10 protein-coding genes and 1 pseudogene are annotated in these 16,682 nt (G+C 64.3%); 7 read left to right on the plus strand and 4 right to left on the minus strand.

The features are described from left to right. Positions 1-17: 17 nt before the first annotated feature. From CGK93_RS23980 to CGK93_RS04100, 4 genes are read right to left on the minus strand one after another with little or no spacing between them, the layout of a single operon-like run. Positions 18-1,418, minus strand: coding sequence for an FtsK/SpoIIIE domain-containing protein (locus tag CGK93_RS23980; RefSeq protein WP_232481541.1), 1,401 nt, complete (start codon positions 1,416-1,418; stop codon positions 18-20). Further along, positions 1,415-4,306, minus strand: coding sequence for an FtsK/SpoIIIE domain-containing protein (locus tag CGK93_RS04090; protein ID WP_232481542.1), 2,892 nt, complete (start codon positions 4,304-4,306; stop codon positions 1,415-1,417). The genes CGK93_RS23980 and CGK93_RS04090 overlap by 4 nt, the downstream gene beginning before the upstream one ends. A gap of 57 nt (positions 4,307-4,363) precedes the next feature. Further along, positions 4,364-5,707: a hypothetical protein gene (locus tag CGK93_RS04095; protein ID WP_089593715.1), complete on the minus strand. Its 1,344-nt coding sequence runs from the start codon at positions 5,705-5,707 to the stop codon at positions 4,364-4,366. Beyond that, entirely contained in the window at positions 5,704-8,565 is a 2,862-nt protein-coding gene (locus CGK93_RS04100) for a hypothetical protein (RefSeq protein WP_089593716.1), read from the minus strand. The genes CGK93_RS04095 and CGK93_RS04100 overlap by 4 nt, the downstream gene beginning before the upstream one ends. Before the next feature lie 235 nt (positions 8,566-8,800). Here CGK93_RS04100 and CGK93_RS04105 point away from each other — a divergent pair, with 235 nt between their 5' ends. From CGK93_RS04105 to CGK93_RS23990, 7 genes and pseudogenes are all read left to right on the plus strand, one after another. Further along, a complete protein-coding gene (locus CGK93_RS04105) occupies positions 8,801-9,082 on the plus strand; it encodes a pyrophosphorylase (RefSeq protein WP_089593717.1) in 282 nt (93 codons plus the stop codon). Positions 9,083-9,257: 175 nt separating this feature from the next. Beyond that, positions 9,258-12,197, plus strand: a complete 2,940-nt coding sequence (locus tag CGK93_RS04110; RefSeq protein WP_157731595.1) for a DUF6531 domain-containing protein — start codon at positions 9,258-9,260, stop codon at positions 12,195-12,197. Next, positions 12,194-14,992: an RHS repeat-associated core domain-containing protein gene (locus CGK93_RS04115; protein WP_089593719.1), complete on the plus strand. Its 2,799-nt coding sequence runs from the start codon at positions 12,194-12,196 to the stop codon at positions 14,990-14,992. The genes CGK93_RS04110 and CGK93_RS04115 overlap by 4 nt, the downstream gene beginning before the upstream one ends. Next, complete coding sequence (locus tag CGK93_RS23440) at positions 14,993-15,373, plus strand: hypothetical protein (protein ID WP_157731597.1); 381 nt, start codon at positions 14,993-14,995, stop codon at positions 15,371-15,373. Positions 15,374-15,677: 304 nt separating this feature from the next. Next, positions 15,678-16,082: a hypothetical protein gene (locus CGK93_RS23445; protein WP_157731599.1), complete on the plus strand. Its 405-nt coding sequence runs from the start codon at positions 15,678-15,680 to the stop codon at positions 16,080-16,082. Between the two features lie 203 nt (positions 16,083-16,285). Then, on the plus strand, positions 16,286-16,420 hold the full coding sequence (locus CGK93_RS23985; protein WP_232481627.1) for a TM2 domain-containing protein: 135 nt from the start codon (positions 16,286-16,288) through the stop codon (positions 16,418-16,420). Positions 16,421-16,485: 65 nt separating this feature from the next. Next, positions 16,486-16,587: pseudogene (locus CGK93_RS23990) on the plus strand (hypothetical protein); the annotation flags it as partial. Between the last annotated feature and the right edge of the window lie 95 nt (positions 16,588-16,682).

Consider the following 16,682-nt stretch of genomic DNA (forward strand, 5'->3'; position numbering starts at 1 on the left):
AAGTGTCTGCTGTTGGGTTAGCTCCCGGGGCTCAGGGACTGGATCAGTGACATCTGTCCGCCCACACCGAGGTATCCGCGTCCGGCGGTGAGCGCCACGGGTGCCTTCCGCGGAAGCGTGGCACCCAGCAGCTCGCCGTCGTAATTGACGTCGGGCTGGAGCACGACGCCCAGACGGGACTTTCGGATGGACTTGGTCCAGTGACTGTACAGCCCACGGAGGTCAGCGGCCCGCCCTGAGGCAATAATGCAGAGTCCCGGCGGCCCGGAGGCTACGATCCCCGCAATGGACTGATCGGTGTCCTCGAAGCGTTCGGCGTCATCGATCAAGAGGAACACCGGGCCGCGCTCGATCCGCAGTGAAGCCAACAACGCAGGCACTTCGTCTGTGCCTACGGCTATCCGGTCCAGAGCGGCGGTGGCCAATGGGGAGCGGCGGTCGCAGATTCCCCAGACCTGGGCCGGGCCCCGGGAGGTGGGTACGCCACGGACAGCCTCGGCCAGAGCCAGGAGCACGGTGGATTTACCTGAACGGGCCGGCCCGGCAATCAGGGCGTGCTCGCCCTCATAAATTTCCAGGAAGGCCGGTGAGAGGTCTGTTTCGCGGATTCCCACGGGGATGTGCCACGGCTCGGTCTCGAGTTGTGGCTTCACGCCCAGATCCGCCATGGTGACGTTGGTGGGCAGGCTCCTGATCGCCGTGGTCTTGGCAGGCGCATCTCCCCAGCCTTGGCGGACACGGTCCACAGCGGCTTCCAACCCGATGCCGGGAGTAGCAACGTGCATCTGCAGGGAGGTCCGCGGATCCACGCAACGTCCGGGGAGGGCGGCCGGGACATGTTTTGCCCGCACCCCGAGCGACGAGTAGTCGTAGGTGTCGGCGAGCCGGAAGAGCCACTTCTGCAGCGTTACTTCATTCATCACAGACGGAACTGCTTTTGCACGGGTCGTGGTCACGGCGAAGGAGAGTCCCAGGGCCGGTCCGTCGGCATAGGCCCGGTACAGCAGGCCCAGGAGTTGCTGCCCTTCGAAGTCCTGGAATTCATCGCGCAGTGATGCCAGGCCGTCGAGCAGGACCACCGTGCGGCGATGCGTACCTGGTGCTGCCCTGCGACTTTCCAATTCGGTGTTCAGATGCCGCAGGAAACGCGCTTGTTGCTCCTTGGCGCCGGCGCCGGTTCCCACATATGCCACGGTGTGCGGCAGGCGCTTGAGCATCTCAAGGTCACCGGAACCCATGTCCAGAATCATCAGATCCAGGTCGGCCGGATCTGAATTCTTCGCAAGCGTCAGCGCGATGGACGCCAAGGTTGTGCTGGTACCTGAGCCCGCCACGCCCATCAGCATCAGGTTGCCCACCGACAGATCCCATCCGGCGGCAGACTGACGCTGCAAGTCAGGCTCGTCCAGCAGGGTCACCAGGACGGTGGACGCCTGTACGCTTCCGACCGCTGGACGGCCGGCTGGAGAGGCCTCCTCGGGAGACCCCTCCGCCAAGAATCCTTCCAACTCCACCCGCTCGCCCAGCGCCTCCGGCCAGACCTGCCGCGGAGGGGCGTATCCGGCCTCGGCATTGGCATCCACAACGGCGTCGATAAGGAGATCCAGATCGTTTTCGTCCATTGCAGCGGACCGTGGAAGTACCGGCGCGGGGCGGGGACACCGAACTGCCGGATGTCGCGAACATCGACGGCGGGACCGCCGTCGAGCTGTGCCTGTCCGGTGACCAGCGCGGTCTGGACGGGCGTGATGTCGTCCTGGCCGAGTTTCACAAAGGCGCGGCCCATCTGGGCCCTGCCGATCGCTGAGGCGGCTGGGACCCCAATAACGTTGTTGGAGTCGTCGCGGCTCTGGACGCGCAACGCCACTCGAAGGTTGGTATTGGCGAGAATGTCATCGCTCACCACACCGGCGGGGCGCTGCGTTGCCAGGATCATGTGCACTCCCAAGGTGCGGCCAACGGCGCCAATGCTGACGAGGGCGGTGAGCACGTCCGGAAAGTCCTTGGCCAGCATGGCGAACTCATCGACCACCAGCAGCAAGCGCGGCATCGGCTCGGCGGGGTTCGTGGCCAAGTAGGCATTGAGGTTGTCGATTCCCTCGCCTGCCTCTGCGAAAACCCGCTGGCGGCGCTCCATCTCTGCTTCCAGGGCGATCAGGGCCCTGTCAGCCAGTTGTTCGTCCAGGTTGGAGATGGTTCCGATGGTGTGCGGGAGGCGCTCACAGGCCTTGAATGCTGCCCCTCCCTTGAAGTCCACCAGAATGAAGTTCAATCGGGTTGGATCGTTGCGGGCTGCGAGGCCAGCTACCAGGGAACGCAGGAATTCGGACTTTCCGGAGCCAGTGGTGCCGCCTACCAAGCCGTGCGGTCCGTCCTTGACCAGGTCCAGGGTGAGTGGCCCGTTTTCGCCGGTGCCTATCGGTGTGGAAACGCCGGTGGGGGCCTGCCACAGGCGTCGGATCGTCGCTGCATCAGGGCGCTCGTAGCCAAGCAGGCCCGGCATCCGTACCAGGGCGGGCAAGGAAGCCCCGGGAACGCTGAGCTCAGGATCATCGAAGTGTGCCAGTCGTGTGGCGCAGCGCAGGGCTTCTTCGTGGTCGAGGCCCGCCAGGATGACGTCCTCCACACGGGTCAGGTCCTCAGGCTGGTCAACGGTGGCTGCAGCATCCGTCCCAACCCTGATGATGGTGGTGCAGGACGCCGGCAGTTGTTCCTCTGACGTGGCTATGACGATGCCAGCCACTCGGGGTGGCCGCTGCTGCGGGTTGATATGGCCACCAGGAACGGAACGCCCCATGCCGAGCAAGGCGCGGGCAGGGGCGTCCCTTCCCTCTGTCAGTACGTCGGAATCGAGGACCACCATGAGCGCTGGGGTGGGCAATTCCTCCACGGAGTCCTTCAGCATGCGCAGCATGGCCAGGCTGGTCTCACGGTGCGCGGACATCCAGCGATCGCCCGTGCTGCTGCCGGTTTGGCGTGTGTGGGGGAGCCAGGAGGCCCATTCCCATTCATCGGCCCGGCCGGCGTCGCAGAAAACGCCGATCGTCAGATCTGCCGGACCGACATGCACCGCGGCCTGGGCTACCAGTGAACGGGCCAACGCCATGGCGCCTTCTCGCGAGCCAACAATGCCTACTACGCCGGCGTCGGTCAGGTCCACCAGCACGGGGGCTGCCAGGAGACGGGCTGCCGTGAGGGTTTCCTTGACTTTTTCGTCCGGGCGCGAGCCCGCAGCACGGTCAACCTCGGGCTTCCACGGCACGTCACCCGTGCCCGCATGCAGGACCAGGAAGTCGTCCGAGTCAGCACGGCGCTGCCACAGTGATGTCGCCGGAAGTGCCGGACGGCGGACCACCGTAGCGGGATCGGGGACCATCTTGTGCCGGCGGGCGGTTTCCACCTCGGCGGCTGTGCGGATCTGTTGCTCAAACTCCTTGAGCGCTCCGTCGAAGCGCTCTGCTTCTTCCTTAAGGCCCCGGGCATGGCGGCGCTTTTGCTCGAACCACATGCCCACCGCCATCACCGGACTGAGCATGGCGAACATCGCGAAGCGCATGTCCCTCAGGATCATCACCATCGCAACGGCCATGACCAGCGGCGCCAGCACCGTGATGTAACTGAACTTGTTGGCTGGCGGAACGTCCTTGCGGCTCGGCGGGACCAGAGGATCCCCGGCGGGTGCGCGGCCGGGGCGCGGTGGCCTGTTAAAGGGAGCAGTGGCTGCCGGGGTCAGGTTGTGCAGGCTGCCTGGCGCGGGAGCAGGGGTCTCATCCAAGGCGGGACGGAGGAGAAGGACCGTGCCACCTGCCGTGATGGTGGCCGTTTGAGTGACCAAAACCCCGTCCTCGCCAACAGGTTCCCCGTTGACCAAGGTGCCGTTGGTGGAACCGCCATCCACCACCCGGAGCCCCTCCTCTTCGCGGCGAAGGCGGAAGTGATCCCATGACGCGCTTTCGGTAGGGAGGCTGAGATCGGCATGGGGTGACCTGCCGATGAGCATGTCACGGCCTTCCGGAACATCCACCACCCCGCCCGTACGCTGACCGCCGGCCAGGGTCAGGCTCCAACCACGGACACGGTGCGGCGCGGGCCACGGTGCGCGTGAGATGCGGCTGCCTTCCAGCAGAATCAGCTCGGACAGTGGAGTGGCGCCACGAACCTCTGTTTCGTTGACGAACACAGGTTCCTCAGGGGCAACACGGGGTCCGCCGGCGGTTTCCACTAGGTCGGACAACGTGGTGGCGGGCGCAGCATGGGCAACCTCGCACTCGAAACGACGATCGTCCAGGTCGATCAGCACACGCACCGGGCGCTCCTCCTGTAGTGGAACTGTTCCCCTCAGGCGTGGGGACAGAAAGGGTTGTTAAGGGCTGGCTGGTGCCGGTACCCAGACGAGCCGTGGAGCATTTTCGTCTGCCGGACGAAGACCGAGGTCCTGAGGGGACGCGAAGACGGGAATCACATCAGCGGTCAGTGCCTGGGATTGCGAGAAGTCCAGCGGCGGACCGGCGAGGCCTTCCCCGGGGCCGAAGGACAGGGTGAGCAGCGACGCTGCGACCTTGGACGGTTCCTTGCTCCCGGCCAGTGCAGCTGCCCGGACCAGGGCCACCACGGCGTCATGGCTTCGGGCGTCCGCGGCCCAGGCATCGGCGGAGAAGGGAGTATCGTCCGTCAGGTTCTTGATTTCCGGACTCCCTCCAGCCAATCTGATGCCGGAGAGGAAGGCGGACATGCCCCGCCCTTGGGCGTCCTGCTGAAGCGCGATTGCATCGCCGGTCGCCGGGGCGACGCTGACAAGTTGTCCTGAAGCGGTGCCGTCCAGTTCCGAGAGCGAGGCTGCGAACGCGGGGGTGATGGCGCCGTCGGGAAGTACCAGCGGAACGGAAACGTCGCGTGACTGGAGGGCTTGGACCAGTCGCGCCAGGCGCTGCGGCGTTGCCGCCGACACAACAACAGCGTCGGCAGGGTTGGCAATCCGCGTGCCTTCAGCATCCGCCGGCGCGTCCTTGGCCGGAGGTCGAAGCTGGTCGCCCGTACGGATGGCTGCTTCCTGGGCAAGGTCGGCTACCTCGGGGAAACCCTCGAGCGCAAGGGTGTCAGACACCGTCACGGATGCGGGGGCCTGACCGCCGTCGCTGACCAGCAGCACCCGGCTCTTGCCGGCAAGTACGGTCCCCAATGCTGCCTGGACAGAGGCCGCCGTCGGTCCCGTGGTCCACGTGGTCTGAGTCGGTTCCGAGGCTTCGGCGTAGGGCAGGATGACCGGGAGGTTACGCTCCTCGGCTGCCTTCGCGGCGGCCAGTGCCTGAGGCCCAGTGCTTGCCACAACGACGCCGGACACACCCTGCTCGGCAAGGGCGCCGACTGCGGCACGGGCGCCGTCTTCGGTGCCTTGGTCATTCTGGGTCGGCAGGGCGACTGTCGCCCCGCCTTGGGCGAAACGCTGCGCTGCCACCACGGCACCCTGTGCTGCGCGGTTGTATTCGGTGCCGGGCTCACCGGACTGGCCGAATGTCATGACGACGCCGATCGAAAAGTCCGCCGGCAGGCCGTCAGCTTTCAGGGCAACAGGAACTGTTGCCGCTACAGGATCGGGCCGGGGAGCTTCCGTGGGGCGGTTCAGCGTCATCACCAGGACTGCCGCTGCGGCAATCACGACGGCGGCTCCCGCAGCAATCAGGGCGATGAGACGTGCGCGGGGGCTCATGCTGCACCACCGATCTTCAGCGTGTAAAGCGTCTGAGACGTCGCACCGGCCGGCACCTCGAGTTGGAAGGGCGGCAATTCATCCACCGCGGTGAGCGAGGCCTTGAACTGGGCCTGGCGCAACAGGAGTCCTGCAACGTCCCGGGAACGGATGTTGGCGTAGCCTTCGGCATTCTGTGAGGCAAGGGCCAACTGGAAGTCCGCAGTGTCCGCTTTTGCCGCGCTGGTGGCCATCGAGCCGAGCAGGCCCGAGCCATTGACCGCCCGGTCACCAAGGTCCAACATCACTTTGTTGAGGCTGGAGGCGAGAAGGGCGCTGGCACCTTCGACGTCGCGGGTGGAGCCGGACGTGCTGGATGCGATGTTGTCCAGTGAGGACTGTGTGCTCTTGGACAGCGCGGCAGTCAGGTCACCGCTCTGCCCCAGGAGTTCGTCACGCTGCTTGTTGACAGTTCCCTCGGCGTCCTTGACAACATCATCCGAGGTGGACTTGAGCCCGGAGATGGACCGGTTGAAGGCTGTGGTCACCGATTCAGAGCTGGCATCGCCGATGTCGGCCACCTGCCTCACTTGTTCGTCCACGGTTTTGTAGACCTCGGCAGCGGTTTCGGCCGAAACGTCGCGGAGTGATTCCTTGATCTTTTCGCCCAGCGTGTCCTGCTGCTCTTTCAACTTCGTGAGTGCCGTGGTCACTGTGCCGGAGGAGTCAATCGCGTCAGCCAGTGCAGCATCGAGCGCCTCAAGTCCCTTTTTGGTGCCGTTGACGGTTCCTGTTGCGGCGCCGTCGAGCGTCTTGACGGCGGTCTTGATCGCTTCCAGTTTGGTGTCGGCGTCGTCGAATGTCTTTTCCAGAGTCGTGAAGGCCTGGCCGATTGCCTGGTCGGCGGCAGCCGTGTCGGTGGCTGCAAGGACTTCGTCCCAGGCAGCTGACTGACCTTCGAGCCGCACGTCCAAAGGCTCCTTGAAGCCCGGCGGCGGATTCAGCGCGGGTGAGGGGTTGCCGTCTTCATCAGTCGGTTCGCACGGCACTGATGTCAGGTAGGAACGCAGCCGGTCAACATCCTTGGCGGACAGCTTGCCCTTGCCCGGGATGAGACCGTCGTCGGACAACTTGCAGAGCTCGTCGGCCAATTTCTGGTTTTGCTGCATCATGGAGCCGTTCAGCCAGGTTCCCTGACCGAGTTCGCCCTTTGCTGCCTTGGCATTGGCAGCGATGGCGAGGAGTTTCTGCCGGAGAGTGGCAACACTGTTTTGCGCTGCGGTGGCTGCTTTGCGGGTCGCGGTTGCAGAGTTGGCCGCCGACTTGATGGCTGTGTCCAGGGCAGCGAGTGCTTTGCTGTAGTCCTCCGAGGTCCCGGAGCCGTCCAGCATGGCACTGAGGTCCGTGCGCACTTTTTCAAGTGCGACGGCGGATGTCGCCTGATCTTTGATGGCACCTTCCACCACCTGCGGCTGAAGGCCGGACACCAGTTTGTCGCCTTCCTGCACGAGGCCCAGAAGCGCTCCGGTGACGGTTACGGCGGAACCGTAGAGGGAGCAGGTCATTGAACCCTGCTCAGCACACTCTGCAGGGGTAGGGTTCTCGGGTCCCATGGTCGCCTTGAGTGCACCGGCAACCGTGTCACGGCAACTCGCGCTGACCTTAGCGTAGGCGTCCAGCTGTGAGGACATGGTGAGAACGCTGGAGTAAACGGTGGCTGCCGGCGCAGCCTTGGCCACCTCGGCGGTGCAGCCGTCACCGGTGATGGGGGTGACCGGCGGTGTCGCGGAAGTGTCGCCCAGCATCGCGTCCACGGCGGAGACCGTCAGTTTCAACTGCGACATGGTGGTGGACTGGGTGGCAGTGGTTGAAGACTCCAAATCAGAGCCGAGAACCTGCAGCTGCTGCTTCAGGTCCGACATCGTCGCGGCAAGGGCCTGGGAGTTGTCCCGCAGTTCACCGGCCGTCTTCGCGCCGAGAGTCTGCGAGGTTGCCTGCAGGTTCCGGCGGACATCGGTGATGGTGGATCCGGCTTTCGCCAGGACGGTGTTGACATCAGATACCAGCGAAATCGTGCGGCGCTGCAGCTCCATCTCCGAACCGGTTCCGGATGAGAAGGCGCTGGCGAGCACACCGTTGGCACTGAGGTCTGTATTGAGGCCAGGCTGGACTGCGACGTCGAATTCGGGAACCTGGAAGTCCTTCACGTCGGCGGCGAGGCGCAACGTGGTGCTGGCGCCGGAACGCGGGGGAGCCAGGACAGTGGCCCACTGGACAACGGTGGCGCCGTCTTCAGTGCTGCTCAGGACTCCGTTGGTACCTGTAGTGCCGTCGGCCGAGCCGGGTGTTACGTCGTCCGCCCGGATGCCCGGGAGCTTGGTGGACGCAGCGATTGTCAGCGGGGCGCCTACCAGGGCGGTGTCAGAGCGGGCCTGGCCGGCGGCGTCGTACTGGATGGTCTGTGGTTTGACGGTGAGGTTCTCAAGTGTCAGGTTGATCTCCACCGGGCCGGTGTGGCCTTTCAACTCGGCGAGGTCGGAACCTGATTTCTCGCCGGCGCGGTACTGGAGGCTCACGCGAACCGGGAGTTCGCCCACTACCTGGGCGGTGTCATAGGTGGTGTTTTCCGCCGAGGAGTCACCCGCAGCGGACACGGAGATGGTGGTGCCTTCAATCTTCTGCACTCCGGCGGCCGGGGACAGGCCCACACGAACGCTCTGCAGGAGCTTGACCGGGTTGGACACCGGCTCTGGTTCGGGAGTCTGCGTGCACGACGTGGTCGCGATCAGTCCCAGTGCTATCAGGGCGATGCCCAGAGCGCGGCCCGAGGGGATACGACGCCCCGGGTTGTACTGGTTAAAACTAGCCTGCCTGGGCATGGATCGTCCCCCTCTTTCCGTTCACGGTGCCTTGAGTATCATAAGGTTGCGCGCACGAATGGACTAATCCCACCGCGCGGGTACCACCGCAGGTCACGAACGAGGTAGGTTTTTTCAAACTTTATTTGTCTGTTTGTTGGATTTATTCGGTGGTGTTGGTAGTTTGTGGGTGTTTGGTTGCCTGGGCTGGTTTTGGTTTGGGTGTTGCGATTGTTCTTATTGGGAGGAAAGTTCTATGTCGCGTGTGTTGTCTACTGAGCAAGCCAAGGCTGCTATCGGTCAGGTGCAGTCGATTATTACTGGTGGGTTTACGGATCAGATTTCGGCGTTGGATGCCCAGGGTCGGTTGTTGTCGGATCCGAATGTGTGGGATGGGCCGTTGGCTGCTGAGTTCCGTGGTTCGACGTGGCCGGAGACGAAGGCTGCGTTGGATAAGGCCAAGGAGGAGCTGGAGCAGTTGCGGGGTCAGTTGCAGAAGATTTCGCAGGATATTTTCTCTGCCGGTGGCGGGGCCTGATTCTTTTTTTGCTGTGAGTGTGAGGGCCGGGTGATCGTGCCGCTTTAGTGCGGTGTGGTTGCCCGGCCGTTCCGCTGTGGTCTGGTGGTGCCGGTTCGTCCCGCGTGGTTGTGGTGCGGGTTTGTGTGGGTTGTTGGGTTTTGTTCGCGTTCTTGTTCTGTGGGGGGCTGTGGTTGTGACCGAGTTCGTTGAGATGCCGTTGTTGCCGGATTCCGATGCTGGCCATGGTGGCCGGTTTGTGTATGGGGTTGCCGAGTCGGTGAAGGGTGCTTTTGAGTCCGCAGCGTCGCGGGTCCAGGAGCATTCGGGTTCGCGGACCCCGTTGGTGACCGGGGCGGGGGAGGATTTCCGGGGACATTTCTCGGAGGTGTTCGCGGCGAACGCGGCTACGGCGTCCCGGGACGCGGAGTCCCTGGCCGCGGCGTTACGGACGGTGGCCGGGTATGTGGGGACCATGATTTCCGAGGCGCGGGACGAGGATGACCGGCGCCGGGAGAACAACGAGTGGGTGCGGCGGCATAACAACCGGAACTGGCTTGAAGAGGGCTGGGACAACCTTTGGGGTGAGGAAGCGCGGCCGAATATGGAGCCGGGCAGTGCGCCGTCGTTCCCTTCGGAAGCCCCGGCGTCGGGGGCGCGGGAGGCCCCGGGCCCGGGTGGCGGGTACGGGGGCGGGACGTCCTCGGCCCGTCCGGAGTCGTTGCGGAGTTTCGCTGCTGGTTCGCGTGGCCTGGATGACGGGATCGCGTCGGTGCCGGGGTCCTTGGAGTCGGAGTTGTCTTCGTTCGCGGACCGGTGCGGGTGGGGCCGGATCGACGCTGCTGGTGTGGTGACCGCGTTCCGGGAGTATTTGCGGTTGAACGAGGCGGACGCGGCGTGGGCGGTGGTGGTCGCGGACGCGTTCGCTGCCGCCGGCAGCGAGGGCGCGGTCTCGACCCTCTCGGACGCGGCGGTGAACGAGGCACTGGCCGCGGCCGGGGTTTCGGCGAACCGGACCGGGCTGGTCATTGACCCGCCCACCGCGGCCGGGGCGATGCCCTCGTCCGGGTATGCGAATGATCCGGTGAACACGGCCACGGGTAACTTCATTGAACCCGAAACAGATCTCGGGTTCGCCGGGGCCAGCACTGACCTGGTTCTCACCCGGATGTATAACTCCCTCGGTTCCGGCCTGGACACTGTTGGGGTGTTTGGTCCGGGGTGGGCCTCGGTGCTGGATCAGCACCTGGTCCTGTCCGATGAGGGCTGCCGTTGGGTGCTGGCTGACGGCCGTGCGGTGGACTTCCCCCGCGAGGGTGCGGGTTGGGCCCGCGCGGTCGGCGAGAATTACTGGCTCGCCCGCCACCCGGTCACGGAACCGTTCCTGGCGGAACTGACCTCCGTCCCGGAGGGTGTCACTGAGGTGTTGGTCGTGACCGATAACCAGGGCGGCTGGTGGGCTTACACCACCGCCGGGGTCTGGCTCGGGACCGGGGCAGGACCCGGCCGGACCATCTCCGCCCACCGCAGTGCTCCCTCAGGGACCGTATCCGATGCTGTGGCGTCCGATGTTATGGATCCCGCCGGCGTGGATGACCGCGAAGCCGCGGCTGCACCCGATACGGAGAGTACGGTCGACGGCGGCGGGCCGGGTGTGGTGCACCGGTTGGTGCATGTCCGGGGCCGGTTCCTGGAGATCGACTATGCCGATGGTGTGGTCGCGGTGGTGCGGGGTTCGGATGGGCGCCGGGTCCAGTACGGGTACGACGCCGAGGGCCGCCTGGTCACCGTCGGCACGGAGACCGGCACCCGCACGTATCGGTGGAACGAGCAGGGCCTGATCGCCTCGGTGGTTTCTGCTGCGGGTGTGGTGGAGGCCGAGAACACATATGACGAGGCCGGCCGGGTGGTTTTGCAGGTCACTCAGCATGGGCGGCGGACGAGGTTCGCGTATTTACCGGGCCGGGTCACGGTGGTCTCCGATGAGGACGGGTCCCGGTCCAACTCGTGGGTCGCCGATGCGAAGGGCCGTCTGGTGGGAGTGTTGGATGCGGAGGACCGGCGCCAGTCCATGGCTTATGACGCGCATTCGAATCTGGTGTCTTTGACTGAGCGTGACGGTGCGGTCACGGTCCACGGTTACGACGCCCGCGGACGGAAGATCCGCACCGTGACTCCGGAGGGCGCGGACCTGAGCTATGGGTGGGACGAACAGGACCGTATCACCACCTTGGTCACCGCCTCCGGTGCCGTCGTGGCCTATGAGTACGCCGATGACCTGTCCCGGGACCCGTCGGTGGTGGTGGACCCGTTGGGTGGCCGGACCGAGCTTCAGTGGCGGGACGGGCTCCTGACCCAGGTCACGGACCCGGTCGGGGTCACTATTGGTTTTGAGTACGACGGGTTCGGGGACCTGACCGGAACGTCCAACGCCGCAGGTGACACCGCGAGGATTGTGCGGGACCGGGCGGGTCGTCCGGTGACGGCGTTGAGCCCGTCGGGGGCCGAGACCCGGTTCAGTTACGACGCTGCCGGGGTGTTGGTGCGTCGGGTGGATCCGGACGGGGCGGTGTGGGCGTTCGAGCACGACACCGCGGGCCGGACCACCGTAATGGTTGCCCCGGATGGGGGCCGGACGGTGTTCGAGTACGCCCCCAACGGTGATTTGGCCCGCACCACGGACCCGATGGGCCGCAGTATCGAGCGGGTGGTTGATGAGCTGGGTAACCTCACCGGCGCGGTGTTGCCGGACGGGGCGTCGTGGGGGTTCACCCATGACAACCTCTCCCGGCTGGTGGGTATCACGGACCCGGGCGGGCATGACTGGGTGCGGGAGTACGACACGGTCGGTGCCCTGACCGCCGTGGTGGATCCGACCGGTGTCCGGACCGGGGCGGTCACGGACCGGTCCAGCGGGACGGCGTCCCTGACGGACGCGTTCAGCACGAACACTTACAGTTTTGATGAGTACGGTCGCCCCACGAAAATCGAGGCCGTGGATGGGTCCGCGGAGCTGGTCAGCTATGACGCGGCGGGGAACCCTGTCGAGTTGGTTGATGGTGAGGGCGGGTTGACGGTCCTGGGCCGCGACGTTGCGGGGAAGATCACCTCGATCACCTCACCGTCGGGGCGGTGACCTGGTTCGAGTACGACCATTGCGGCCGGCCGTTCCGCAGTATTGACCCGGTCGGGGCGGTCACGGAACTGTCCTACGACCCGGACCAGCGCCTCACGGCGAGGAGACTGCCCACCGGTGAGGTCGAAACCTTCGCCTACGACGCGTGTGGGCGGTTGACCGCGAAGCATACTCCGGGGGAGGGCACGGCCCGGTACGGGTACGACAAGGTCGGGCGGCTGAGCTTCGCCCAGGATTCCTGGTACGGGACCCGCCGCTTCGAATACAACCTCGCCGGGGAACTGGTGTCCACGACGAACGGGGTGGGTGGCAGGACCCGGTTCGAGTACGACACCCGCGGCCGCCTCACCCGCATCACCGACCCTGTGGGTGGGGTGACCACCCGCACCTACACGGCCACGGACCAGGTCGACACGGTCACGGACCCGCTCGGGAGGGTCACCACCGCCACCTACGACCCGGCCGGGCGGCAACTCTCCCAAACGGACCCGGACGGGCACACCACCACCTGGGCCTACGACACCGCGGGCCGGGAAGCCTCCACCTCGGTGGACGGTGCCCTGATCGCCGCCATCACCCGCGACCTTGCCGGCCGTCGGGTGGTCATCACCGACCACACCGGTGGGGCGGGGTACGCGGTGGAGCACGAACTGTGCTTTGACCGCCGCGGACTCCTCACCCGAAAGTCCAACGGGAACGGCAACGGGAACGGGACGCTGTCATGGGAGTACGACGGTGACGGGAACCGCACCGCCTTCACCGACCCCACCGGCACCACCACCCGCTACACCCGCAACCCCGCAGGGAGGGTCACGGCCGTGTCGAACCCGTTGCTCGGGGACGCGGCCTTCACCCACGACCCCTCCGGGCGGATCACCACCGCCACCGCCGGGAACTACACCCAGGAATGGGTATACCGGGGAGGGAGCCTGGTCGAGCACACCCGCACCCAGGTCGATAACCCGGGTGCTGCTGATGTGACGCTCATCGGCCGTGAGGACGGCGGCCGGATCACCGGACTGTCCCGGGGCGGGGTCGTGACCCGGTACGGGTACGACACCGCCGGGCAACTGACCTCCGCCACCACCACTGTGACTGACTCGGAGGCGTCGGGTTCGGTGGTGGGGTGGGAGTACGACGCCGGTGGGCGGCTGCTCCGCGAAACCACCCCCACCGGGTCGCGAACCTACACGTACGACGCCGCGGGCCAGCTTCTCGCTGTCACGGAACCTGATGGTTCGGTCACCGAGTATGTGTATGACGGGTTGGGCAGGCGGGTCCGGGTGATCGACCCGGACGGGTCCTGGACCGAATACGCCTGGGGCCCCACCGGCTACCTCACCGGCACCATCGAAAAGGATCGGGACGGGGCCGAACGAAACCGGCACCGGCTCCACGTCGACGCGCTCGGTGAACTCGCCACCGTGGACGGGACACCGTTGTGGTGGGACACCGCCGCACCCGTGCCGACCCTCGCCGGTATAGAGACGACCCAGGTGTTGTCCCTGCCCGGCGGGGTCACCGGCATCGGGGAGGCGTGGACCGCGCCCGGGTGGCGTGCCGCGCGCCCGACCGATCAGCACGACCCCTGGGCCGTCCTCGGAACCCCCACCACCCCACACCCGGGCAGCCCCACAGCTGCTAATGCGGGTTTGGGTGGTGTGTTACCCGCCGGGATTACTCTGACCGCCGGTGGCGGGATCGACATCGCCGGACTTGAATGGCTCGGCAAACGCGCCTACGACCCCACCACCCGGGGCTTCCTCTCCACCGACCCCCTCGCCCCCGTCCTGGGCGCGGGCTGGGACGGGAACCCCTACTCCTACGCCGGGAACAACCCACTCAACACTTCTGACCCCACCGGCCTGAAACCCCTGACCGACGCCGACCTGAAAGCCTACGACGGGTCCTCCCGCGGCGCCATCGCCGCCACAGGCGACTGGCTCGGAGACAACTGGGAATACGTCGTCGGAGGGGCCGCTGTGGTCGGCGGGGCCGTGCTGATGTTCGTCCCCGGCGGCCAAGTCGCGGGCATGGGACTGATGAGCTTCGGCGCCGACGTAGTCATCCAAAAAGCAACCACCGGCCAAGTCAACTGGGGCCAAGCAGCCATCTCCGGCGGCCTCGGCATAATCGGCGGCGGAGTCGGGGTTGCCATTACTAAAACTGCTTCGCATATTGTTGGGAAAGTGGTGGCACAGCAGGCTGCGCGAAGCATGGCTTCAAACGCGACTTCGACACTGACCCGTGGGACAGGAAATGCCGCCGTCATCGCGCGGAGATTCGGTGCAGGTGTGATGAAAGACATGGTCGGGAGCGGGGCGTCAGGCAGTGTAGTTGGGGCGATAGATTACCTCCGCGAGCGCGTTCAGAAAGGAGGTCCTTGGACGGCCCAAGGACTGTTAGGGAGCGTTGCCGGAGGCGCCGCCACAAACGTTATCAGCGGGGCCCTTGGCCCTGCAGCGGGCCATGCTGCCACCAAGAGCCTCCAGTATGGTTCGACCCTTGGCATCAATATCGGCGCTGGATTCGCAGGCGAAATGGTGAAGAGTGGTGTGAACGGGGAAGCCTTCGACCCGCTAAAGTCCGGAGTGTCATCTGTGATGGCGGGTACAGGGTCTTCCACTCTGGCATCGCTGCGTGGCAAAATTCCGCAGGGTTACGGGGATCTTATCGGACCAAATACACCTTCCCCGATAAAGTACTTCAACTGGGGCAATGTGTTCACTGAGGCTGCTAATGGAGGGATAGGAACCGGTGCAAACTTTTACACGGATGAGATGTGGCCAAAATAGATGAAGAAGAATGAATCAGGTAATAAAACCCTAAGTGTCCGGGCCATTCCGGAGTGGTATTATTGGACTGGGGTTGTGGTTCCGGGAATTCTTATGCTGATCCTGTGCGTCAACAGAACGGAAGAGTTCGGAATATCTGTATGGGTTGCTAACTTTATTGTTCTTATCCTCTGTGCCATAGCTGTTGGTTGCGTAACATATTGGAAATCAAATATTGCCGCCGCGCTATCGTTTGGTGCCGCGATCGTCTTAGGAAGTTTAGCCTTCGCTGGGCTTTCCCATGTCATTCCGGTGGCTGCGTTGACTGGGGGCGCACTATGGACGGGGTGCCCTCTGGGATTATTGATTGGACTGACATTGACTGCTGGTGAACGACGATAGGTGGGCGCTCGGACAAGGGGCTGGACGGAGGTTGCAATGGATGATGGTCCTGGTGGACAGGACATGCTTTCGGGAAATAGCTCACTGCTTGGCCCTACGTTTCTGGCCAAGCTACGGCGTCATCGGTGGAGTGCTGGTTTCCGGCATCAACCAGGACGCGGCCTGCCGCTGTGCGGTCACTAGTGATTGCACCTGGTAGGGCTGGGCGCGTTGTGAGGTGTGAGCTGTGCTTTGACCGGAGTAGCTGGGGACGCAAGTCTTAGGCTTGTTGGTATCGACGTTTAATGAGCTGGGAGGGGCCGTGGTGAATGATCCGGTAGATCCCAAATTGAGGAGCGATGTTCCGCAGCGGGAATTAGTAAGTGAAATTGCCTGGAAGTCGAAAAAGACATGCGTCTATATAGACGTAATTTGTATTGTCGGCTTTATTATTTGCCTTGGTGTTTCGATATTTGTCGTTGTGAATGTTCCCATTGATACCGGGATCATCTATTATGGGAAGCATATACCAATACCTTTTGCTCTTGCTCTACCTGTCGTTGGTCTTTTCCTATTTTGGGCAACGGAACGAGTGTTTAGTGAGAATCGCCCTCGTGAAAAAGCGCGCAAACTGCGCTATATTTCGGGACCAGCAACAATCTTTGTGCTCATTTCCTTTCAGGTGATGTTGGCCATAACAATCCTGCGCGAGGCTGGCAATTTTACATAAACAAGCGCGACAGAACGCGGTAGTCATCGTTGATGGTGGTTGTGAGTGAACGTCACGCCTGACGTGCGCGCCAAGACGCCAACCGACTTCGGTTGGCAAGGCCCGGCAGGCTAGCAGTCAACCGGAAGTCAGCAAATTTCCCATGTCAGTGGTCCAGACAGTCATTTCTAACTCCATGCCTATTGGCCCTCCTTCTCGGTGACTTGGGCGTGGGCCGCTTCTACTTCGGCAAATTTGGCACGGGTATCGCCAAACTGCTGACCCGGCACGCGGCGTATTTAGGTGATAGTAGCTCCGGCGCGTCGGTGAAAGCGGCACGGTTCGTGTCGCCGTCGTAATTCGACCACAGAGCCCGGACCCGGAGCCGGCCGGTATTGCCCTGACCGCTGGTGCCGGGATCGACATCGTCGGACTCAAATGGCTCGGCAAGCGCGCTTACGACCCGGTCACCCGGGGATTCCTCTCCACCGACCCCCTCGCCCCCGTCCTTGGCGCGGGCTGGGACGGCAACCCCTACTCCTACGCCGGAAACAACCCCCTCAACACCACCGACCCCACCGGCCTGCGTCCCCTGACCGATGCTGACCTGAAAGCCTACGA

The organism is Arthrobacter sp. YN, assembly GCF_002224285.1.
Lineage (GTDB): Bacteria > Actinomycetota > Actinomycetes > Actinomycetales > Micrococcaceae > Arthrobacter.

What these genes read in the sequence shown, in the direction of transcription:
- CGK93_RS04100 (WP_089593716.1), bottom strand. Translation starts at nt 8,565, where the DNA reads ATGCCCAGGCAGGCTAGTTTTAACCAGTACAACCCGGGGCGTCGTATC.
- CGK93_RS23440 (WP_157731597.1), top strand. Translation starts at nt 14,993, where the DNA reads ATGAAGAAGAATGAATCAGGTAATAAAACCCTAAGTGTCCGGGCCATT.
- CGK93_RS04095 (WP_089593715.1), bottom strand. Translation starts at nt 5,707, where the DNA reads ATGAGCCCCCGCGCACGTCTCATCGCCCTGATTGCTGCGGGAGCCGCC.
- CGK93_RS04105 (WP_089593717.1), top strand. Translation starts at nt 8,801, where the DNA reads ATGTCGCGTGTGTTGTCTACTGAGCAAGCCAAGGCTGCTATCGGTCAG.